This is a genomic window from Rhizobium sp. NFACC06-2 (assembly GCF_900101425.1).
Classification (GTDB): Bacteria; Pseudomonadota; Alphaproteobacteria; order Rhizobiales; family Rhizobiaceae; genus Agrobacterium; species Agrobacterium leguminum.
On record NZ_FMVA01000012.1, the window covers coordinates 72,471 to 93,932 of the forward strand.

Genomic DNA, 21,462 nt, shown 5'->3' on the forward strand with positions numbered 1-21,462 from the left:
CTGCCGGGAAAGGCCGTGACGATGGGCAGGAAACCGGCAAGCCGGGCAGAAACATTCGAATTGCGCCACCTGCGCTATTTCACCACGCTGGTGGATGAGCGCAATTTCGAGCGCGCCGCCGCCCGCCTCGGCATTGCCCAGCCGGGCTTGAGCCAGCAGATCATGGCGCTCGAACAGATTGTCGGCATGCCGCTTCTCGACCGCACGCGCCGCTCGGTGAAGCTGACCACGCCCGGCCAGCTTCTCTACGAGGACGCCCGGAAGATCCTCGCCAATGCCGAGGCGACGCTTGCAGCGCTCAAACGCGTCGACCGCGGCGAAACCGGGCGCATCTCCATCGGTTATGTCGCCTCGGCCGCCTATTCCGGCCTGATGATCCGATCCATCGCCAGTTTCCGCGCCTCCCATCCCGATGTGGAACTGCAATTGATCGAGATGGAGATGCGGCTGCAACTGGCCAAGATTGCCGACGGCAATCTGGACTTCGCCTTCATCCGCCCGCCCGCGCCCGTTCCGGAAGGTGTGACAACCCATGTGGTGCTGCGCGAACCGTTGATGGCCGCGCTTCCTGAAAACCACCCCCTGGCCTTTGCGCTGCAGGTCGATCTGAAAAACCTTGCCGGCGAGACCTTCATTACCCCGCGGCAACCGCCGGATGTCGGCTTTCACTACAATACGATTGAAGCCTGCAATGAAGCCGGGTTCCAGCCGGCGATCACCCCGGAAGGCAGGGACTACACCACGATTACCAGCATGGTGGCCATCGGCCTCGGCGTCGCGCTGGTGCCGCGCTCGCTTAATTGCCTGAGGTTGCCCGGTGTGCGTTATGTGCCGCTTGCGGCCAGTTCCACGACCTCGGACCTCGCTGTCGCCCACCGAAAAACGGAAGCCTCTCCCGCCGTCAGGGCCTTCATTCTCCATATGCGCAATTGAAGCGGCAGCACCCGCCCGCCTGCCGATCCCGTGGACAAAAAATCCGCCATCACCCGTTTGCGCCGCATCGGCGGCAATAGGCGGGAGCGGCGTAACCGCATGGGATTGCGAAAGGAATGACGCTCTTGCGGGCAGGCCCAACACGAGGCCGAAATCCTGTCCGAATATTTCCTGTCCCCGCTTTTCCCCGCAGCCGCAGCGCACCCCATAATCGCGGCAGATTTTAATTTACGGGAGACAGCAATGGCTGAGACTTACGAACACCACGCCGCCGGCCTCGAATCCCCGGCATCCCACGCTTTCGATGTGGTTCCGGACGATACGAGCCCGCTTCCTTCCCCCACCCGCGCCATCTATGTGGGCAATGGCGGCCATCTCTGCCTGACCCTGCTTTCCGGGGCGACGGTGACCTTCCAGAACCTGCCCGCGGGCAGCCTCCTGCCGGTCAGGGCCACGCGCATATTTGCAACGCGCACCACCGCCACAGGCATCGTGGGCCTCAATTAAGGGCTCTATCGTCTCGACGATCTGAAACACCCCCGCCAAACGGCCACGACGGAGTGTGACGCTTTCATGACAAGCTTTCAGGTTGATGTCAGCAAAATGACGCATCCGCCATTGATCGGCCCATGCGGCAGCCTGGACGACGGCGTTTTCGCCCCGTCTGCGTTGCCGCCGGCCTATTGGAAATCTGGTGGATCCGACAGTGGCTCTTTTTACCGCGAAAGCGACGGGAACAGTAACATATCGTCCGGAAATCGGCAGCGTGCCGCTCAGCCTGCTGACGGCGGCCTATCTGCTGTTTTTCACGAACCGGACATTCTGGTCGAAGGTTCACACCTATCTTTCCGCCTATCCGGTCGCCATCGTCGCGCTTTACGCCGCCATGGCCGCCCTGCTCGGCGCCATGATCATCATTTTTTCCGCCAAATATCTCATCAAGCCGTTTTTGATCTTCCTGGTCTTCGCGGCGGCGGCCGCTTCCTGGTTCATGGATCGCTACGGCATCGTCATCGACAGCGACATGATCCGCAACGCCATGGAGACGACGCAGGCGGAAGCCGGCAATCTGATCACGCCCGGCTTTCTCTGGCACATGACGATTTACGGACTGGTGCCGTCCCTCCTCATCGCCGCCGTGCGTGTGCGCCACCGCCCAATCCTCGACAAGCTTTTGTGGAACACGATCAGCATCCTGATCTGTCTTTCCATCGCCGGCATCATCAGCTTCGCCAATTCCAAGACCTTCACCACCGCCGTGCGCCAGCACAAGGAAATCGTCAAAAGCGTCAATCCCCTGTCGCCGATCATGTCGGCCATTCATTACGTCACGCTGGCGGGCAAGGAAGTCGATATTCAGGTCAGCCCGGTCGGCGGGGATGCGAAGGTCCTGCCTTCATTGGGCGGCGTCCGCAAACCCCGTATCACCGTCATCGTGGCGGGCGAGACGGCGCGGGCCGCGAACTTTTCCCTGAATGGCTATGGGCGCGATACCAATCCCGAGCTTACAAAACGCGGTGTGATCTATTTTCCGAACACGACCAGCTGCGGCACCGCGACGGCGATTTCCATTCCCTGCATGTTCTCGAAGTTCCCGCGTTCGGAATATAGCCACAAAAAGGCGCTCGCCAATGAAAACGTCATGGATGTTCTCGTCCATGCCGGGGTCAGCGCGACATGGCTGGACAACAATACCGGCAGCAAGAACGTGGCCGACCGCATCCCCTATTTCGACCTGCCCTCCACCAATGACAGCCGCTTCTGCACCGGCGGGGAATGCCGCGACGATATCTTCTTCGACAAGCTCGACTCCTGGCTCAACAACGTCACCAGGGACAGCGTCATCGTGCTGCACCAGATGGGCAGCCACGGGCCGACCTATTATTTGCGCTATACCGACGAATTCCGCAAATTCACCCCGGATTGCCGCACGGCCGAGCTTGGCAACTGCTCTGACGCGGAGATCGTCAACTCCTACGACAACACGCTTCTTTATACCGACCATTTCCTCTCGACCGTGATCGACAAGCTGAAGGCCCGTTCCGACAGGCTGGCGACGGGCATGATCTATGCGTCGGACCACGGTGAGTCGCTTGGCGAGAACGGCGTCTACCTGCATGGCGCGCCCTATCTGCTGGCGCCCGACCAGCAGACCCATGTGCCGTTTCTCGTCTGGTTCGACGATGACTTTGCAAAATCCATGGGGCTCAACAAAGCCTGCCTCGCAAAAACCGCAGCGGAGGGCGGGCGCTCGCACGACAATTATTTCCACAGCATCCTTGGCATGATGAACGTCTCCACTTCGGTCTACGATCCCTCGCTCGATGTATTCGGCGGCTGCACCCAGCGGCAGAACAGCTGAAACACCGTGCTTGACGCTTATCCGGAGAAAGAGATACGCAGGACGAAGCGATAGAGGGAGCTGTCTTGCGGGTTCTGCTTGTTGAAGACGATCATGTGCTGGGCGAAGCGCTGCGGGACCATGTCGCGGCGGCGGGTCATGCTGTCGACTGGTTCAAGACGCTCGGCGACGCGATGGCGGCGACGCTGACGATGGGTTACGGCCTCATCCTGCTCGACATGCGCCTGCCGGATGGCGAGGGCATCACCCTTCTGCAAAGCCTGCGCCAGCGCGATGACGCAACGCCGGTGATCATTCTGACGGCCCATGACCAGGTCTCCGACCGTATTGCCGGGCTGAACGCCGGTGCGGACGATTATCTGGTCAAACCTTTCGATCTCAACGAGCTTTCGGCCCGCATGCTGGCGGTTTCGCGCCGTTACGAAGGGCGCTCCGCTCCCGTCATCCGCCTGCCCGGCATCGAGATCAACCAGGTGGCGCGCAACATCACGGTCGATGGAACGGCGCAGACGCTGAGCGCCCGGGAATGGGCCGTGCTGGAAAAACTCGTCGAACATCCCGGCGCGGTCGTCTCGAAAGCGCAATTGCACGACACGCTTTATGAATTCGGCGCGGAAATAGAAAGCAACACGGTCGAGGTCTATATCAGCCGGCTGCGCAAGAAAATCGGCCATGACCGCGTCGAAACCGTGCGCGGCGTCGGCTACACCATTCGATAGTCAGAATTACAAGCAGGCAGAAATGGCCAGACCGACCAGCATGACCCGCAAGCTCGTGACGGCGCTGACCAGCGTTGTCGCCATATCCTGGCTTCTGGCCTGCGGGCTGGGTGTCATGGTGATGCAGGACGAATTCGCCGAGATTTTCGACGCCGGCGTTGAGGAAACCGCCGAAAGACTGCTGCCGCTATTGGTGGACGACCTGAGGGAAAACAACACCGCGCCTGCCGCGCAAAAGCTCAACCGGACGTCGGAACGGGCGGAATATCTGACCTATCAGGTCCGCGACCGGGAAGGACAGGTGGTGCTGCATTCGCATGACAGTTCGACGGAGCCTTTCGAGGTCTCGCTCGAGCCCGGCTTTTCCGAAACCGCGACCCAGCGCATCTTTACGGTTGCGACACCGGACGGAAATTATTTCCTGCAGGTTGCCGATGCCTTCGCCAATCGCCGCGAGGCGATCGAAGAGGCGGGCACCGCGCTGCTGCTTCCCGTTCTCATCCTCATTCCCGCCAGCATTTTCGCCGTCATTGTCGTGGTGCGCAGAACGCTGCGACCGATACAGACCCTGCGCGACGACATCGGCAAAAAGGACGGCGGCAATCTCGCGCCGCTACCGACGCAACCCTTTCCGGGCGAGCTCCATCCCATTGCCCGTTCGGTCAATCTGCTGCTCGGACGATTGCGATCGGCAATCGAGGCGGAACGGGAATTCACCGCCAACAGCGCCCATGAATTGCGCACGCCGATTGCCGGCGCGCTGGCGCAGGCGCAGCGGCTGCATGCCGACATTCCGCCGGAACTTGCGCCGCGCGTGGAAAACATCGAAAAATCCCTGCAGCATCTCGCCCACCTGGCCGAAAAACTGCTTCAGATGTCGCGCGCGGAAGCGAGGATCGGGGTCACCGACACGGCAAACGATCTCATTCCCGTTCTCGAACTGGTTATCGATGACATGATGAGAACGGCCATCGGTTCATCCCGCATCCGCTTCACCAATCGCTGTGAAGGCGGCCTGTCCTGCAGGATCGGCGCGGATGCCTTCGGCATCATCGTCCGTAACCTCCTCGAAAATGCGCTGATCCACAGCCCCGCGGAAAGCCCGGTGCAGGTCGTCGCCGAAGCGGACGGCACGATCCGCATCGTCAATTCCGGGGCGGCGATCGACGCGGCTCTCCTGCCCAAGCTGACGACGCGTTTTACCAGGGGCCAGACCACGGCGGACGGAACCGGGCTTGGCCTTGCCATCGTCAAGAGCCTGGTGGAGCAGGCCGGCGGAGAGCTGGTGCTTTCCTCGCCGGCGCCGGGCCGGCAGGATGGTTTTGAGGCCCGCATCGTCCTTCCCGCCGAAACCGCCTGAATGCTAAAAAGAAAAAGCCCCATCGGAAGGACGGGGCTTTTGCCGGTCTGGATGGCGGTCGCTCAATCCTCGTGGATATGGCTGTGATCGCGCGTATCGCGCATCTTCACATAAACCACCAGCGACAGGGCGATCATGATCGTCACATACCAGAAGAACCAGTTTTCGTGGCCGATCTGCTTGAACTTCAGGGCCACGAATTCCGCCGTTCCGCCGAATATGGTGTTCGCCAGCGCATAGGGCAGAGCCACGCCAAGCGCACGGATATGGGCAGGGAACATTTCCGCCTTCACCACCGCATTGATGGAGGTATAGCCGGTGACGATCAGCAGGCCGACCAGAACGAGGGCGAAAGCCATGATGGGATCGGTCGTCGTCGAAAGCGTGCTGAAGATCGCATAGGTAAACAGCGTGCCGAGAATGCCGAAGCCCACCATCAGCGGCTTGCGGCCGATCCTGTCGGACAGCGCACCCGCAATCGGCTGGCACAGCATGAAGACGAAGAGCGCCGCCGTGGTGATTTCCGTGGCGCTTTCCTTGCTGAAGCCGGAGGTGTTGACGAGGAATTTCTGCAGATAGGTCGTATAGGCATAAAAGGCGAGCGTGCCGCCGGAGGTGAGCGCCATGACCATCAGCGCTTCCCTTGGATAGTGCTTGAACAGCGCCCATCCGCTGGACTTCGGCTTGTCGGCAGCGCCGGTCTTGGCATTTTCGAAGGACTGCGTCTCGACAAGGCCGCGGCGGATATAAAACACCGCAATCGCCAGAAGGCCGCCAATGAAGAAGGGAATGCGCCAGCCCCAGGAGCCGAGCTGTTCCGGCGTCAGAACCCGCTGCAGCACCAGAAGGACCGCCAGCGCCAGAAGCTGACCGGAAATAAGCGTCACATACTGGAAGCTGGAGAAGAAACCGCGACGGTTCTTGCCGGCCATTTCGCTGAGATAGGTTGCGCTGGCGCCATATTCGCCGCCGACGCTGATGCCCTGCAGAAGCCTTGCGAAGACCAGAATGGCCGGCGCGGCGATGCCGATCGCCTCATGGCCGGGCGTAATTGCGATCAGCAGCGAACCGAGACACATCAGCGTGACGGACAAGGTGAGACCGGCCTTGCGGCCCTTGCGGTCGGCATAGGTGCCCATGAACCAGGCCCCGATGGGCCGCATCAGAAATCCGACGGCGAAAACGGCGGCCGCACTCAGGAGTTCGGCGGTCTGGTTTCCAGAAGGGAAAAACACCGGCGCGAAATAAAGGGTGAAGGCCGAATAGACGTACCAGTCGTACCATTCGACGAGGTTGCCCGCCGATCCGCCGATAATGGATTTCAAACGGGTTTTCTGGTCCGGCGCGGTGGCGGGACCATTTGCCATAATATTCACGGGTAAACTCCAATTCATCTTCGTCTGGAGATGGAAGGGCGAACGGAAGGTGTGATAATTTGTCGCTCTCGGTGGGGGTATATACCCGTCATATTGCGGTGCGCAAGTTTATACCGCATCGCGATATTGCCGAAAAACCAGCCATGGTGGCTGAAGCCCTGCTGATTCCCGGCCTTCCGCCACCCTTTTTTCAGCAGATTTTCGGGTGGAAACCTCAAAAGTAAAACCGCCCGCCTGTGATCCGCCTTGTAAGCCGCCCGCGCTCAAACTAAAAAATATCAATGATTTACGATATATCGGACGTTCAGATCGAAAAGCTTCTCATTGCCGCCGCCCGTGCCGGCGAGGCGCTGGTGCGGCTGGACGAGCGGATCGACCGGTCACCGATGAAACACGGCTTCATCGAAAGACAGGATTTCACCGATGCGATTTCCTCCATGTGGGTGGATGGCGAACTCGTTCACATGGAAGATCTGGTGCTGCATGACGCGCATATGGATGTGCGCGCGCCAACCCATGAAATGACGGCGGCGCACCGGATTCTCCGCTCGAGACGGCTGATCTTTTCCAATGCCCCCGGCTGGGCCTTTACTGCGCCGGGCCTTTCAAGGCTACGCGGCAGGGGGGCACTTGCCGAAGAGCCAGCGCCTCCCAGACAAACGCTCGATCACTCCCGCGATGAAGACACCGACGCGGAGGTGGAGGAAACATCGCTGGATGGCGCTTTTTCCGAGCTGGATGCGCTTCTGGCGCGAAGCGCCGCAACGCTCGACGCGATCACCACCGGCAGCGCGCTTCCGTCAATGCACAGGGAGGAAAGCCATGCGATCATCAACGAACCCGACTGGGACGAGGATGAGCGGCTGAAAGAATGGTGGAACGTCCATGCGCGGACGGAGGAACTGCCGGCGATTCTTCGCACCGCCATCCTGCTCGACGCCTGGAACATGATCGAGGTGCTGCAGCGCAGCCCCTGGCTTGGCCGGCTTCTGGCCTCCGCCTTTCTGCGCGACGGCGCCGTCACGCCCGATCACCTGCCGGCCCTCAGCGCCGGTCTCCGCGCGGTCCCGCGGGAGCGCCGGCACGCCCGAAACCAGACACAGCGCGTTCTCGCACTTCTCGACAGCTTTTACGAAGCGGCGCAGGCCGGCATGAAGGAACATGACCGGCTGGCCCATGCGCGTGAACGCATGATGCGCAAGCTGGCAGGCCGGCGTTCCTCCTCGCGTCTGCCGGAACTCGTGGAACTTGTCGTCTCCCGACCGGTGGTTTCCGCAGCGATGATCGTCAAGGAACTCGGCACCACGCCGCAGGGCGCGATCGGGCTCGCCAACCAGCTGGAACTGCGGGAAGTGACCGGTCGCGGCCGGTTTCGCGCCTGGGGCATGCTGTAGCGAAAGCCGCTCCCGCCCCTCGCAAGAGCCACGAAAAACGGCGGTATCTCGGCCTTTTTCCCGGCAGCGCGTGCCGCAGGGATGCAGCGATCACGAATCTTAACAAAATTTAACTATTGCGTAGGTCGATGAAGCCGCTATGTTCCTCGCTGCGTTGCAGCACCGATTTTCTTCTCCGGCAACGCGGTCGCATTCGGCCCGGCAACTTTTTCTTGCCGCCCGCATTTAAGTGTCCATTCTGAGGGAGATGCAATAATGACAATTTCAATCTCACAACCCGATTCCGATCACGAAACAGATGCTCCTTTTGCCAAAAAGGTTCTGACCGCGCGCAATCTCGCCGGATATACGGTCGAACAGCTTGCCGTGACCTGCGGCCTGACGACCAGCGAAATACGCGCGCTCGAAGACGGCACGGACAGCGATCCGCTGCGCATCAGACGCGTTGCCGCAGCCCTTCATATTCCTGTCGAAACCGTTATCTGATCCGCCTTAGCGATCATCAAAAATCTCAGCGCCGCCGGGGACGATGTTCCCGGGAACATCCGGGCGGCGCGCGTGGCCCGATGCCGCCTATCCCTTCCGGAACATTTTCCGCGCCCCTCTCTTAACATTTTTGTTATCCGGCACCACATGGGGTTCACGAGCGACCATGTTGGCAGAGTGCGACATGCGCCCCGCTTGTGCGAGAGCAGCAACAACCTCCGGAATCCTGCCATGACACTAAGTCTCGAAACCGAAGAACGGGTTTCTTCAGCATTGGATGAATTGTGGCCAGCGGAAAAGACGGAAATTCTCGACTGGCTGATCACCGGCACCAAGGACGAACGCTTTATCGACGAAATATTCGTCGAGCTGTGCAACAGGCTGCGGGCGAGCGGAATTTCCGTGGCGCGGGGCGTGCTCGCTTTCCGCATTCGCCATCCGCAGTGGCTTGGCGCGCGCATTCTGTGGAAAGCCGGCCTGTCCACCGCCGAGATCGCCACCTATGGCTATGGGTCTGAAAATACGCCCGAATATCTGAACAGCCCTATCAACGACATTCATCAGGGCGCCACCGAAGTCCGCCACCGGCTGAACGGAGAGGACATCGATGAGCCGGGCTATACGATCTACGAAGACCTGCGGGCCGAGGGTCTGACGGATTATTGCGCATGGCCGATCGAGCACACCTTCGGCAAGCGCCATGTCGCCAGCTTCTCCAGCGACCGGCCCGGCGGTTTTTCCGACAGCGAAATCCTCGCCTTGAAAAACCTGCTTCCGGCGCTCGCGCTCGTCAGCGAAATACGCCTGAAGAACCGCATGACGCGCACCCTTCTGGAGACCTATGTGGGGCCGCATGCGGGCGAAAAGATCCTCAATGGCGCCACCACGCGCGGCAGCGGCATGACGGTGGGTGCGGCGATCCTGATCTGCGACCTGCGCAATTTCACCCATATTTCCGACCTTTGGCCGCGTGACGACGTCATCGAGCTTCTCAACGGTTATTTCGACGCCATGTGCGATCCCATTGAGGAATTCGGCGGCGAAATCCTGAAATTCATGGGCGACGGGCTGCTGGCGATTTTCCCGCTCAGCAACCCGCAGGCCTGTGAAAACCTGCTGAAAGCCATCGCCAGTGCGCAGAAGAGCCTGGTTGCGCTGAATGAAATCAATTGCCGCAAGGGCCACGATCCCCTGGGTTACGGCATCGGCGTGCATGTCGGCGATGTCATGTATGGCAATATCGGCTCGAAAACCCGCCTCGATTTCACCGTCATCGGCCCCGCCGTCAATATCGCCTCGCGGCTGGAAACGCTGACCAAGGAGACCGGGCGCAATGTGCTTTTCTCCGAGGAATTCGTGCGCATGGCCGGATATCAGGGAAAGCTGGAAAATCTCGGTCCATGGCTGCTGCGCGGCCTAGAAACCCCGGTCGAAGTATATGCCCTGCCCCACAATGCGGCCCTGACACGTTCGGCTGATTGATTATCGCGTGGGGCTTTTAACGAAACCGGCCATCCGCGCCGCATGACCTTCCCGAAGGCGTGATTTCGGCCGTCTGGATCATCGTCAAAACGCTTGACACGTCTGCGATGTCGATCTAGCAAAATGGAACATATATTCCATATCGAAACATTGCTTGCATTCATATTCTGTCTTTCCGGGAGTGAGGGACGGGTGTGAGAAACCGGAGGAAAGATGGTTACGAAATTGGCACTGCTCGGCGCTGGACGGATCGGCAAGGTCCACGCCAAGGCGATCACCACCGACAACCGTGCGCAGCTGGTGGCCGTTGTGGACGCCATGGCCGGTGCTGCGGAAGCAATCGCCCGCGAGGCGCAGTGCAAGGTCAGCACGATCGATGAGGTGCTGGCCGACAAGACGATCGATGCCGTCATCATCTGCACCCCAACCAACACCCATGCCGACCTGATCGAGCGTTTCGCCCGCGCCGGCAAGGCGATCTTCTGCGAAAAGCCCGTCGATCTCGATGTCGCCCGCGCGGAAGCCTGCGCCAAGGTGGTCGAGGAAACCGGTGCGAAAGTGATGCTCGGTTTCAACCGCCGTTTCGACCCGCATTTCCAGGCCGTTCACAAGGCAATCGACGATGGCCGCATCGGCAAGGTGGAAATGGTGACCATCACCAGCCGCGACCCCGGCCCGCCGCCGGCCGAATATATCAAGGTCTCCGGCGGCATTTTTCGCGACATGACCATTCATGATTTCGATATGGCCCGTTTCCTGCTCGGCGAGGAAGTGGAAAGCGTGTTCGCCACCGGTTCCGTCCTCGTCAATCCGGAGATTGGCGCGCTGGGTGATTTCGACAGCGCCAGCATCATCCTGACGACGAAAAGCGGCAGGCAGGCGATCATTTCGAATTCCCGCCGCGCGACCTATGGTTACGACCAGCGCATCGAAGTGCACGGTTCGCTCGGTTCGGCCGCGGCCGAAAACCAGCGTCCTGTTTCCATCGAAATCGCCAATGCGGATGGCTACACCCGCCCGCCGCTGCATGATTTCTTCATGACGCGTTATACGGCGGCCTATGCCGCGGAAATCACCGCTTTCATCGACAGCATCGAAAACAATGCCGCGCCGTCGCCCTCCATCAAGGACGGTCTGATCGCGCTGAAACTGGCCGATGCCGCGCTGAAATCCGCGACCTCGAAGACGGCCGTGAAGATCGGCTGAAGGCCTTAAGCGCGACGCCGTCATGTGGGCATGAACCCCACCAGACATGTTGCCGTCATCCTCGGCCTTGTGCCGAGGATCTAAACACGTCGAATACAACGAGCAAGTCGCAGATCCTCGGGACAGGCCCGAGGATGACGTCGGTGCAATTGGCATGAACTAAAGACTTGCGCCTTTTTGAGAAATCTAAACCAGACAGTAGCGCAGGCTAAGCCGGCAATCCGCCTGCCGAAAACGCAGCTTCCACACTTGCATGGCAGCTATTCGGAAAATAAGGTTGTCTGACAAGGTACGGCCGTAACATATGGCTGTTACCCACCTCATTCACCCCGAATACTCTTTTGCCGGCGGCAGTCGGATAGCGGTTTTTTCATGCCATCACCCAGGACCGGCTTTCTTTATGCGCTTGTCGCTTTCACGATCTTTGCGGCGCAGGATGGCATATCGAAACATCTGGGCAGCGCCTATCCGCCGGTTTTTATCGCCATGCTGCGATACTGGGCCTTTGCCGTCTTCGTTCTTTTGATGGCCGCAAGGTCGGCGGGCGGCATTCGGGGCGCCGTCATGGCCAACCGTCCCTGGCTGCAGATCGGCCGCGGTGTGCTTCTCGCCGTACAGATCGTCATTTCGATCTTTTCCTTCGCCGTCGTCGGGCTGGCGCACAGCCATTCCATCCTTGCCTCCGCACCGCTGATCGTTGCGGCGCTTTCCATGCCTTTGCTGGGAGAACATGTGGGCTGGCGGCGCTGGAGCGCCATTTTTGTCGGCTTCATCGGCGTTCTCGTTATCCTCAAGCCGGAGGGAGACGGTTTCGATAACCGGCTGATGATCACCTTCGTGGCGACCTTCATGCTGGCTCTCTACAGCGTCCTGACCCGCCTCGGCAGCAAAAGCGATTCGTCGATGACAAGCTTCTTCTACACCGGCGTGGCCGGTGCGGCGGCCCTGACGCTGGTCGGCCCGTTTTATTGGGTCAGCATTGAGCCGCAGGATTGGGGCTGGATGCTGGCGCTGTGCATTACCGGCATGAGCGGCCATTATTGTCTTATAAAGGCGTTCGAACTGGCGGATGCGGCCTCCGTGCAGCCCTTTTCCTATTATCAGCTGGTGCTCGTCTCCATCATCGGCGTCACCATCTATGGCGAGGTGGTGACGTCCAATATGGTCATCGGTGCGGCGATCGTCATTGCCGCCGGCCTCTTCACCATCTGGCGTGAGCATGTGGTTGCCCGCAAGAACCGCCGGGAGACGAAATAGGCAGCCGGCGCTGGAAAGACCCTAGACGAGCGCCGCCTCACACCGCAGCAGCATACCGAACAGGTCACGCGGCTCATCCGGGTCGGCCAGCAGATCGAGCTCCGTATAAAGCCCGGTGGATGGCAGCTTCGAGCGCACGTAACGCAGCGCCGAAAAATCCTCCGTCGCGAAGCCGACGCTGTCGAACAGCGTAATCTGCCGGTCGCTTGCCCGCCCCTGCTTTTCACCGGTTATGACCTGCCAAAGCTCGGTGACGGGATAATCCGCCGGCAATTGCTGGATTTCACCTTCAATGCGCGTCTGCGGCGGATATTCGACGAAAATATCGGATCGAAGCAGAATATCCCGGTGCAACTCCGTCTTGCCGGGGCAATCGCCGCCAACGGCGTTGATGTGAATGCCGGGCCCGACCATGTTGTCGGTCAGTATCGTCGCATATTGCTTGTCGGCGGTGACGGTGGTGATGATATCCGCCCCTTCGACCGCTTCCTGTGCGCTCTCACAGATCTTGATGGCAAAACCCTGCCCGGCGAGATTGCGGGCGCATTTTTCGCTGGCGGACGGGTCGATATCGAATAGTCGCAGCGTGTCTATGCCGAGAATCGCCTTGAAGGCGCGCGCCTGGAATTCGCTCTGGGCGCCGTTGCCGATGATGGCCATGGAGCGGGAATTCTTGCGGGCGAGATATTTTGCGGCGACGGCCGATGTTGCCGCGGTGCGCAGCGCCGTCAGGATGGTCATCTCGGTCAGAAGCAGCGGGTAACCGTTACCGACATCGGAAAGCACACCGAAAGCCGTCACCGTCTGGCGGCCTTCCTTCATGTTCTTCGGATGGCCGTTGACATATTTGAAGCCGTAAAGCGTGCCATCGCTGGTCGGCATCAGTTCAATGACGCCTTCCTTTGAATGCGAGGCGATACGCGGCGTCTTGTCGAAGCTTTCCCAGCGGCGGAAATCCTCTTCCACCGCATCGGCAAGCTCGCGCAGGAACGTATCGATGCCGACGCGCAGCACGAGTTTCATCATGTGATCGACGCTGACGAAGGGCACGATATTGAGGTTCGGTATCACGGTCATCGCATCACCCCTTTCAGCCGGCCCGTGTCGGGCGGTCCATGACCCGCTTGCCCATCAGGCTGGCGGCGAGATCCACCATCAGCGTCGCGGTTCTGCCGCGCTCGTCGAGAAACGGGTTGAGCTCCACCAGATCGAGACTGCAGACCAGCCCGCTATCATGCAGCATTTCCATGACCAGATGCGCCTCGCGGAACGTCGCACCGCCCGGAACCGTGGTGCCAACGGCCGGCGCGATGGACGGCTCGAGAAAATCGACATCGAGACTGACATGCAAAAGTCCGTTTGCCGCCTGAACCCGCGCCAGAAACGCCCGCAGCAGAACGGCGACGCCATGCTCGTCTATCGAGCGCATGTCGTGCACGGTGATGCCGCTCTTTTCCAGAGCGGCCCTTTCGGCCGGATCCACACTGCGGATGCCGATCATGCCGATATTGTCTTCCGGAACTGCATGGGAAAGCGGCGGGAAATAACCGGCAAATCCCTCTCGCCCACTGAAATAGGCGACCGGCGTGCCGTGCAGATTGCCGCTGCGCGTCGTCTCAAGCGTATGATAATCGGTATGGGCATCGAGCCAGAGCACGAAAAACGGCCGGCCGGTCTCTGCCACCCGGCGCGCCATGCCGGCGACTGTCCCCGCGGAAATCGCATGGTCGCCGCCGAGAAAGATCGGCACGGCATCCGCGCTTTCACGATAGGCAGCCTCCGTCAGCGCCTCGGTCCAGGCCACGGTTTCAGACAGATGATGCACAGCGGGATTGGGATGGTTAAATTCGCGGAAGGTCGCCGGCGTCACATTGCCGGTATCAACAACGCGATGCCCCAGTTCTTCAAGGGCATGAGCAAGCCCCGCGACGCGATAGGCGCTCGGCCCCATCTCGCATCCCAATTGCCCGGCCCCGATCTGCAGCGGCGCACCGATCAACCTGATCTCCATTCCCATCCTCGCTTTCCTGCCAACAAGACCAGTTCACCACAGTGATCTGGCGAAATGAACATCAAATATTGGCAATATTATCGAAATAAGCTATCGATCTGGTAAAATTGATTTATCGAATTGGTCATCATGGATAATCTCGACGAACGGCTCATCACCCTTTTGCGACACAATGGCAGGCGCAGCATTTCCGATCTCGCAATCGAGACGGAAACCTCTCGCGCCACGGTGCGCTCACGCATCGAAAGAATGGAGAATGACGGCACCATCATCGGTTACACCGTCATTTTGCGCGCCGATGCGGTGGAGGCGGCGATCCGCGGCATCATGATGATCGAGATTGAAGGCCATGTGACGGACCGCGTCATCCGCACCCTTGGCGGTTTTCCGGAAATCTCCGAAATCCACAGCACCAACGGCCGCTGGGATCTCATTGTGGAACTCAACGCCGCCACCCTCAGCGATTTCGACGCGGTACTGCGCCGTATCCGCCTGGTGCCCGGCATCACCGGCAGCGAGACCAGCCTTTTGCTCTCCACCCCACGCTCCACCCGGGCACGGCTCTGAACCGAGGAGCAAAACGCAAAACAGGGATAAAACGCATTTTTCGTTTTTTTCGACTTGCGCCCCGGAATAAATCATCTATATGACGACCCACCAAAGCGAACGCGCCACGCGCTGTAAAGCTTTTGGGGAATAGTTCAATGGTAGAACAGCGGACTCTGACTCCGTCGATCTTGGTTCGAATCCAGGTTCCCCAGCCAACGCTTCTCTATATAAAAATCAGTTTTATCAAAAAACAGAGTTTATAGCCTACTCCGTCGTGCTTGTTTAAATCTATTTCTACCTTCATTACTGAAAATTGTAAGCCATATGGATCGCAACGTTCGAAACATTGTTAGTAAATCTAAAACTGAATATCTTGGCTTATGCCGATCCGCTATCCCGTCTCCCTTGGTACAGTTTTACTTTGTGACTATGCTAGAGGCGGATTTGTGCCTCCAGAAATGCTGAAAAGGCGGCCCGCCATAGTAATATCGCCGCGTTTGCCACACCGGGATGGTTTATGTGCTGTTGTCCCACTCTCCACTACTCAGCCCGCGCACGCCGTTCCTTACATTGTTGAAATTAGCCTGGACCCCGTTCTTCCCACCCCGTTCGATTCGGCTGTGATGTGGGCGAAATGTGACATGGTGGCTAGCGTTTCTTTCGAGCGTCTTGATCTTTTCAGAACCGGGCGCGATCAGAAAGGACAACGTAAGTATTTGACACGAAAGCTGGACGCAGAAACATTCGAGCGAGTTATAGCCGGTGTTCGAGCCGGCCTGGGAATTTAACTTGACGTTAACGAAAGAATACCCATATTCACCTTGATCGCTGGCGGTGAAAGCCGTTCAGCCTCAAGACCTCTATGGAGGCAGACCCCGCCAAGGCGATAACAAGCGTGGCGGGGTTTCTTTTTCAAGCCTTTGGCGAGACTTCGTATCGAGCATCTGTCTTCGAGGCCTGGAAGAACTCACCCGCGATAAACCACCGCTCCACCCGTCATACCAGCACCGGCAGCCGTCAGAAGCAGGGTTTCGCCTTCCGCGAGAGGCCTTTCGGCATTGGTGACGGAGAGCGAAAGCGGAATGGTGGCGGCGGAGGAATTGCCGAAGGTTTCTATGGTGCGAACCGTCTTTTGCCTGTCAATGCCGAGATTGCCGCAGACGGCGTCGAACATGCGGGCATTGGCCTGGTGGGGCACGAAACGGTCGATATCGGCTGCCGTCGTTCCGGCTTGATGCAGCACCCGTTGCGAGGTCTCGGTCAACAGCGTCACGGCACGGGAAAAGACTTCGCGGCCGTCACGCATCGTCATCAGCACCTCCTCAGTGGAGGTATCGGCAGAGAAGGGCTGGCTGCTGCCTCCCGCCGCTATCTGGATCAGATCGTAACCGCCGCCATCCGCAACGAGATCGGCTGACAAAAGCCCACGCTGCGCCTCGCGGCAGGGCTTGAGGACGACGGCGCCGGCGGCATCGGCGAACAGGACCGCGCTTGCCCTTTCCGCCGGATTGATACGGCGGCTCAATATATTGGCGGCAACGATGAGGACGGCGCGGCCGTGGGCGCGGACAAAGCCATCCGCAAGGGTAAGCGCATAAAGAAAGCCGGAACAGGCCCCGGCGAGATCGATCGCGCCGGATCGGGCAAGGCCCAGCCTGTGGGCGAGCAGCGGCGCCGAGGGCGGCAGAAGGTGATCCGGCGTGGAGGTCGCAAGCAGCGTCAATGCGATGTCGTCGGAGCCGATTTCGGCATCTTCCAGCGCCATGCGGCCGGCGCTCGCGGCAAGGCCGCTCAGAGTGTCGCCCTCTTGCGCCCAATAACGCGTGCGGATGCCGGTGCGCCGCTCGATCCAGCCGGCTTCCAGCCCGAGACTGGTCTCTATCTCGACATTGTCGACGCATCGTGACGGAACGGCATGACCAAAACCGGCCATGCGGGAAGAACGGGTCTGCATTGTCAGGACTTTCGGAGACGGTTCTGGAACAGGCTGAACATGGCCACACCCCGTTTTCACGCGATGCCGAGCGCACGCGATTTTAGCGAAGCGGTTTCGGTGACGATCCCGGCCACGTCATTGATGCCGTCAAAGGCGCTGGCCAGATCTTCCGCCGTCGAACAATAGGGCGGCATCAGGTAAAGCACATTGCCGAGCGGGCGGATGACGAACCCGCGCTCGCGGAACAATTGCCGCATGCGCGGCCCCGCCTCGGCGAGATACCCGCCGGCGGGCACCACGAGATCGAGGGCCGCGATGGTCCCCATCTGCCGGATGCCGGTGAAACGCCGGTCATCCGCAAATCGCCGGAGATTGTCGCGCAGCACCCGTTGCAATTGCCCGATGCGTTGAAGCACGGGCTCATCCCGCCAGACCTGAAGATTGGCGACGGCCGCGGCGCAGGCAATCGGATTGGCCGTATAGGAACTGGAATGGAAAAAGGTCTTGCGACGATCCGTCGAAAAATGCGCATCGAAAATCTCCGCGCTGCACAGCGTTGCCGCCAGCGGCAAGGAGCCGCCGGTCAGGCCCTTGGAGGTGCAGAGAATATCCGGTGAAATGCCGGCCTGTTCGCAGGCGAATATGGTTCCGGTTCTGCCCCAGCCCGTCATCACCTCGTCTGCAATGACGAGGCAGCCATGACGTTCGGCGATCTGTTTCATCCCGGCCAGAACATCCGCGCCGTAAATTCTCATGCCGCCGGCCCCAAGCACCAGCGGCTCGACCAACAGGGCGGCGATGCGGCCTGAACGGCAGAAGTCTTCGAACATGTCCAGCGTGTACTGTTCACCGCCCGCTTCCGGAAAAGCCAGCCGGTCGACGCCGAAGAGCAGCGGTTCGTAAGCGGCATTGAAGACACCCCGCTCACCGGTCGACATGGTGCCGATAGTGTCGCCGTGATAGCCATGCTCCATCACCACGATACGGTCGCGCTTTTCTCCGCGATTGTGGAAATATCCCAGCGCCATTTTCAGCGCCACCTCAACCGCCGTCGAGCCGCTATCGGAATAAAACACATGGCTTAGCCCGGCGGGCGCAAGCTCGATCAGCCCGCGCGCCAGCGTTTCGGCGGGTTCATGGGAGAACTCGGCGAAAATGACCTGGTCGAAGGCCTCTGTCGCGGCGCGGATGGCCGCCATGATCGCCGGATGCCGGTGCCCGTGGGTGATGACCCACCAGGAGGAAATGGCGTCAAACAGGCGATTGCCGTCCTCATCGACGAGAAATGCGCCTTCCGCTGATACGACGCGTTTCATCGGCGGTTCCAGCCCATGCTGGGTGAAGGGATGCCAGACAGGGGAACGGCTCATGCCGGCGCCTCCAGAAAATCAGCGAGATTGAAGTGTCGGGCAAATGCACGATGCAGCGCCTCTGATGTCATCTCCGGCAGGCGCGGCAGACGGCCGAGCGGGCGAACGGCGCCGATATTGGCGATGACGCGCTCATTTTCCCGGTTCTCATCGCCGATGAAGACCACGCCCTGCACGGGAATGGCGCGATGCCGCAACGCCTCGAGCGAGAGCAGCGTGTGGTTGATGGTGCCAAGCGACGTTCTTGCGCACAGCACAAGCGGAATTTGCCAGCGGGCGAAGATATCGGCGAAGAGCACCGTGTCCGTCAGCGGCACCAGAAGCCCGCCCGCCCCCTCGATCACCAGCGGTCCATCCGTTTGCGGCGGCAGCAGCAGCGTGGGGTCGATCGTTACATTCTCGACGCGGGCCGATAGATGCGGCGAAGCCGGCACTTTCAGGCGATAGGCTTCCGGCAGGATGCGCGCGCGCGGCACGCCACCCAGCCGTTCCACCGTCTCGCTGTCTGTTTCTTCCTCCAGCCCGGATTGCACGGGTTTCCAGTAACAAGCCTGCAGGGCATGGGTCAGCGCTGCGGAAAAAACCGTCTTGCCGATGCCCGTATCGGTGCCGGAGATAACGAAACGAGGGCTCATCTTCGCTCCTCCGCCAGCGAAAGGGCAAGCAGCCCACTCATATCGGCGATCTGGCTCTCATCCACATTGAGCGTAATGGCGATGCGCAGGCGCGCCGTGCCCTCCGGCACCGTCGGCGGGCGGATCGCGCGTACATCGAAACCGCCCTCCCGCAGATGTGCGGCGATACGAAGCGAACGGGCATTGTCACCGATCATCACCGGTAATATCTGCGAGCCGCTGGGCGCAACGCCGAGCCGGGAGCGAAGCTCCTCGCCGGCAAAATTTACCAGCTCCGCCAGCCGCAGGCGTCGCCATGGTTCATCGGCGACGATGCGCAGGGCCTCCCGCACCGCCGCCGCCATCAGCGGCGAAGGCGCGGTCGAATAGATGAAACCGCGGGCGCGGTTAACGAGGTAATCGGCAAGCACCGCCGGCAGGCTCAAAAGCGCGCCGGAAAGACCGAGCGCCTTGCCGCAGGTGTGCAATGCCACCACATTGCCCCGGCCTTCCAGCTCCGCGGCAAGGCCACGCCCGCCGGGCCCGAAAACACCGGTGGCATGGGCCTCATCGACGACAAGGAAGCCTCCGTGTTGCCCGGCAAGATCAGCCAGGGTTGAAAGGGGCGCACGGTCGCCATCCATGGAATAAAGGCTTTCGACGGCGATCCACGGACGGCCCCGGCCACCCTCCTGCCGCCAGCGGATAATTTCCCGTTCGAATGCCTCGACCTGATTATGCGGCACGGCAATCGCCTTCGCCTTGCCGGCCGCGATACCGTCATGGACGCTGGCATGGATCAGGGCATCGTGAAGAACGAGGTCCTCGCGCAGCGGCAATGTGGAGAACAGCGCGACATTGGCGGCAAAACCGCTGCCGAAATAGATCGCTTTTTCCGCTCGGAAAAATGCCGCTGCTTCCGCTTCCAGCGCCTCATGTTCGCGGTGGTTGCCGCGCAGCAGCCGCGAGCCGCCGGCACCCACCGGCACGCCGCTTCCGATGGCGTCGGCAATTGCCACCTTCAGCCGGGGCGAATCGGCAAGACCAAGATAGTCATTGGAGGTGAAATCGATCCCCTGTTGAGGAGCGAGCGCGCGCAGCCGCGATTTACGCTCTAGGCCTGCAAGCTTCGCCTCATAGGGGAAGAGCGCCGCGAGGTTCACCGGCACCCTCCCGCCTCCCCAGACTGCAATTCCGTGGACTGCAGTTCCATCGGCTTCAGGCCAAGACGGCGGAAAAGCGCCGTGTCGTGGTCCTCACCCGGATTATCCGCCGTCAGCAGGGTTTCGCCGATGAAGATGGAGTTGGCGCCGGCCAGGAAACAGAGCGCCTGCGTCTCATCGCTCATCTCCGTGCGCCCGGCCGAAAGCCGCACATGCGAACGCGGCATGAGGATGCGCGCCAGCGCGATGGTGCGGACGAAATCGATCGGATCGACGGGATCGGCCTTGGCCAGCTTCGAGCCGGGGATCGGGATCAGCATGTTGATCGGCACGCTTTCCGGCGGCACCGGCAGGTTGGCGAGCGTCACCAGCATCGAGATCCGGTCTTCCACCGTTTCCCCCATGCCGAGAATGCCGCCGGCGCAGACCTTGATGCCGGCATCGCGGACATTGGCGAGCGTTTCCAGCCGGTCCTCGAAGGTGCGGGTGGTGATGATCTGCGAATAGAACCGCTCTGATGTGTCGACGTTGTGGTTGTAGTAGTCGAGACCGGCATCGGCCAGCCGCTCGGATTGCTGCGGCGTCAACATGCCGAGCGTCATGCAGGTTTCCATGCCGAGCGCCTTCACGCCCTCGACCATGGCCACGACGGCCTCCATGTCGCGCTCCTTGGGATTGCGCCATGCAGCACCCATGCAATAACGCGTCGCGCCGCCTTCCTTCGCCTTGCGCGCTTCAGTCAGCACGCGCTCCACTTCCATGAGTTTGGAGGCCTTGAGGCCGGTGGGGTTGCGGGCGGACTGGCTGCAATAGCCGCAATCCTCCGGGCAGCCGCCGGTCTTGATGGATAAAAGCTGGCTCATCTGGATGGCATTGGGATCGAAATGACAGCGATGCACCTGCTGGGCGCGAAACAGAAGATCGTTAAACGGCAAATTATAGATAATTTTGACTTCTTCGAGCGACAAGCCGTTGCTGAAACCCCCAACCCGAGCTGGATTTCTGTCGATTTGCGTGCCGATCTGATCCATCTGCCGACCTTTCCCTCAAAATAAATAGATAGAAGTTCTTTTTATCTATTTTTTTCGAACCACTTTTTGCAAGCACTTTTTTCGAGAAAAATTTTTCGGAGGGAGAGATGGCGGCATATGCGAGGATCGGAATCGCCGGCTTTAAACGTTGAAATTCATTGAATATGCACGTGCTCACGGAAAAGATCGGGCCGGCCCATGGCGTGAAAAGTC

At 60.1% G+C, this 21,462-nt stretch carries 20 protein-coding genes and 1 tRNA gene; 13 read left to right on the forward strand and 8 right to left on the reverse strand.

Annotation, left to right across the window (positions count from 1 at the left end):
• Window positions 1–21 precede the first annotated feature (21 nt).
• From F3H58_RS19480 to F3H58_RS19500, 5 genes are all read left to right on the forward strand, one after another.
• Entirely contained in the window at window positions 22–933 is a 912-nt protein-coding gene (locus F3H58_RS19480) for a LysR family transcriptional regulator (RefSeq protein ID WP_149743450.1), read from the forward strand.
• Between the two features lie 243 nt (window positions 934–1,176).
• A complete protein-coding gene (locus F3H58_RS19485) occupies window positions 1,177–1,440 on the forward strand; it encodes a spike base protein, RCAP_Rcc01079 family (RefSeq protein ID WP_059755951.1) in 264 nt (87 codons plus the stop codon).
• Between the two features lie 187 nt (window positions 1,441–1,627).
• Window positions 1,628–3,295 carry a phosphoethanolamine transferase gene (locus tag F3H58_RS19490; protein WP_149743381.1) on the forward strand — a complete coding sequence of 556 codons (1,668 nt, stop codon included), beginning with the start codon at window positions 1,628–1,630 and terminating at the stop codon, window positions 3,293–3,295.
• Window positions 3,296–3,360: 65 nt separating this feature from the next.
• Entirely contained in the window at window positions 3,361–4,014 is a 654-nt protein-coding gene (locus F3H58_RS19495) for a response regulator transcription factor (RefSeq protein ID WP_020010073.1), read from the forward strand.
• A gap of 22 nt (window positions 4,015–4,036) precedes the next feature.
• Window positions 4,037–5,374, forward strand: coding sequence for a sensor histidine kinase (locus F3H58_RS19500; protein ID WP_003522097.1), 1,338 nt, complete (start codon window positions 4,037–4,039; stop codon window positions 5,372–5,374).
• A 62-nt stretch (window positions 5,375–5,436) separates the two neighbouring features.
• Here F3H58_RS19500 and F3H58_RS19505 read toward each other — a convergent pair whose 3' ends face one another.
• The gene (locus F3H58_RS19505) at window positions 5,437–6,741 is read right to left on the reverse strand and encodes an MFS transporter (protein ID WP_174022633.1); all 1,305 of its coding nucleotides are present in this window, start codon (window positions 6,739–6,741) and stop codon (window positions 5,437–5,439) included.
• A 290-nt stretch (window positions 6,742–7,031) separates the two neighbouring features.
• On the opposite strand from F3H58_RS19505, the gene F3H58_RS19510 reads away from it, so the two are divergent.
• From F3H58_RS19510 to F3H58_RS19535, 5 genes are all read left to right on the forward strand, one after another.
• Window positions 7,032–8,144, forward strand: a complete 1,113-nt coding sequence (locus F3H58_RS19510) for an RHE_PE00001 family protein (protein WP_149743382.1) — start codon at window positions 7,032–7,034, stop codon at window positions 8,142–8,144.
• A gap of 255 nt (window positions 8,145–8,399) precedes the next feature.
• Window positions 8,400–8,630, forward strand: coding sequence for a helix-turn-helix domain-containing protein (locus tag F3H58_RS19515; RefSeq protein ID WP_003522093.1), 231 nt, complete (start codon window positions 8,400–8,402; stop codon window positions 8,628–8,630).
• Window positions 8,631–8,861: 231 nt separating this feature from the next.
• On the forward strand, window positions 8,862–10,112 hold the full coding sequence (locus F3H58_RS19520; RefSeq protein ID WP_149743383.1) for an adenylate/guanylate cyclase domain-containing protein: 1,251 nt from the start codon (window positions 8,862–8,864) through the stop codon (window positions 10,110–10,112).
• A 213-nt stretch (window positions 10,113–10,325) separates the two neighbouring features.
• Window positions 10,326–11,318 (forward strand): inositol 2-dehydrogenase, encoded by a 993-nt coding sequence (gene iolG, locus F3H58_RS19530; RefSeq protein WP_149743384.1) that lies wholly within the window; start codon window positions 10,326–10,328, stop codon window positions 11,316–11,318.
• Window positions 11,319–11,690: 372 nt separating this feature from the next.
• Entirely contained in the window at window positions 11,691–12,575 is an 885-nt protein-coding gene (locus tag F3H58_RS19535) for a DMT family transporter (RefSeq protein WP_149743385.1), read from the forward strand.
• 21 nt (window positions 12,576–12,596) lie between these two features.
• On the opposite strand, the gene ocd is transcribed toward F3H58_RS19535, so the two are convergent.
• Both ocd and rocF read right to left on the reverse strand, forming a co-directional pair.
• On the reverse strand, window positions 12,597–13,652 hold the full coding sequence (gene ocd, locus F3H58_RS19540) for an ornithine cyclodeaminase (protein ID WP_065657426.1): 1,056 nt from the start codon (window positions 13,650–13,652) through the stop codon (window positions 12,597–12,599).
• Window positions 13,653–13,665: 13 nt separating this feature from the next.
• Entirely contained in the window at window positions 13,666–14,586 is a 921-nt protein-coding gene (gene rocF, locus F3H58_RS19545) for an arginase (protein ID WP_035264543.1), read from the reverse strand.
• A 129-nt stretch (window positions 14,587–14,715) separates the two neighbouring features.
• On the opposite strand from rocF, the gene F3H58_RS19550 reads away from it, so the two are divergent.
• From F3H58_RS19550 to F3H58_RS27735, 3 genes are all read left to right on the forward strand, one after another.
• Complete coding sequence (locus F3H58_RS19550) at window positions 14,716–15,153, forward strand: Lrp/AsnC family transcriptional regulator (protein WP_003508428.1); 438 nt, start codon at window positions 14,716–14,718, stop codon at window positions 15,151–15,153.
• 123 nt (window positions 15,154–15,276) lie between these two features.
• A tRNA-Gln gene (locus F3H58_RS19555) sits at window positions 15,277–15,350 on the forward strand.
• Between the two features lie 165 nt (window positions 15,351–15,515).
• Window positions 15,516–15,923 (forward strand): type II toxin-antitoxin system PemK/MazF family toxin, encoded by a 408-nt coding sequence (locus F3H58_RS27735; RefSeq protein WP_149743386.1) that lies wholly within the window; start codon window positions 15,516–15,518, stop codon window positions 15,921–15,923.
• A 179-nt stretch (window positions 15,924–16,102) separates the two neighbouring features.
• Here F3H58_RS27735 and bioZ read toward each other — a convergent pair whose 3' ends face one another.
• From bioZ to bioB, 5 genes are read right to left on the reverse strand one after another with little or no spacing between them, the layout of a single operon-like run.
• Complete coding sequence (gene bioZ / locus F3H58_RS19565; RefSeq protein WP_149743387.1) at window positions 16,103–17,089, reverse strand: 3-oxopimeloyl-[acyl-carrier-protein] synthase BioZ; 987 nt, start codon at window positions 17,087–17,089, stop codon at window positions 16,103–16,105.
• A 56-nt stretch (window positions 17,090–17,145) separates the two neighbouring features.
• The gene (locus F3H58_RS19570) at window positions 17,146–18,441 is read right to left on the reverse strand and encodes an adenosylmethionine--8-amino-7-oxononanoate transaminase (protein WP_149743388.1); all 1,296 of its coding nucleotides are present in this window, start codon (window positions 18,439–18,441) and stop codon (window positions 17,146–17,148) included.
• Window positions 18,438–19,076 carry a dethiobiotin synthase gene (gene bioD, locus F3H58_RS19575; RefSeq protein ID WP_149743389.1) on the reverse strand — a complete coding sequence of 213 codons (639 nt, stop codon included), beginning with the start codon at window positions 19,074–19,076 and terminating at the stop codon, window positions 18,438–18,440. Before bioD ends, F3H58_RS19570 begins: the two co-directional genes overlap by 4 nt.
• Entirely contained in the window at window positions 19,073–20,218 is a 1,146-nt protein-coding gene (locus F3H58_RS19580) for an 8-amino-7-oxononanoate synthase (protein WP_149743390.1), read from the reverse strand. The genes bioD and F3H58_RS19580 overlap by 4 nt, the downstream gene beginning before the upstream one ends.
• The gene (gene bioB, locus F3H58_RS19585; protein WP_149743391.1) at window positions 20,215–21,249 is read right to left on the reverse strand and encodes a biotin synthase BioB; all 1,035 of its coding nucleotides are present in this window, start codon (window positions 21,247–21,249) and stop codon (window positions 20,215–20,217) included. The genes F3H58_RS19580 and bioB overlap by 4 nt, the downstream gene beginning before the upstream one ends.
• Between the last annotated feature and the right edge of the window lie 213 nt (window positions 21,250–21,462).